The following is a 332-nucleotide window of genomic DNA, read 5'->3' on the forward strand; positions in this document are numbered from 1 at the left end:
GGCAGCCGCAGCACGTTCACGGAGAAATCGTAGGCCCAGGCGCAGATCTCTTCTTTGAAGTACGCGCCGAAGGAGAAGTTGCCGAGCAGCTCGAAGAAGCTCAGATGACGGCCCGTGGTGCCGATGATGTCGATGTCGTTGGTGCGCACGCACTTCTGCACGGAGGTGGTGCCGATATAGGGCGCCTCCAGCTGCTTCTGCTGCAGGAAGTAGGGCTTGAACTGCACCATGCCGGCGCTCGTCAGAAGAAGCGACGGATCGTCGGGACTGAGCGAGGAGGAGGGCACGAGCTTGCAGCCCTTCTCCTGGACGTAGTTCAGGTCCTTCTCGCG

The 332-nt window shown here is 61.1% G+C and carries 1 protein-coding gene; it reads right to left on the minus strand.

Features of this window, described 5'->3' with window-relative positions:
* A partial coding sequence (locus NE591_RS13485) for an alanine--tRNA ligase-related protein (RefSeq protein WP_256156891.1) occupies positions 1-332 on the minus strand: 332 nt, incomplete at both ends.

This window comes from Adlercreutzia sp. DFI.6.23 (assembly GCF_024462535.1).
In the GTDB taxonomy this organism is placed as follows: domain Bacteria; phylum Actinomycetota; class Coriobacteriia; order Coriobacteriales; family Eggerthellaceae; genus Adlercreutzia; species Adlercreutzia rubneri.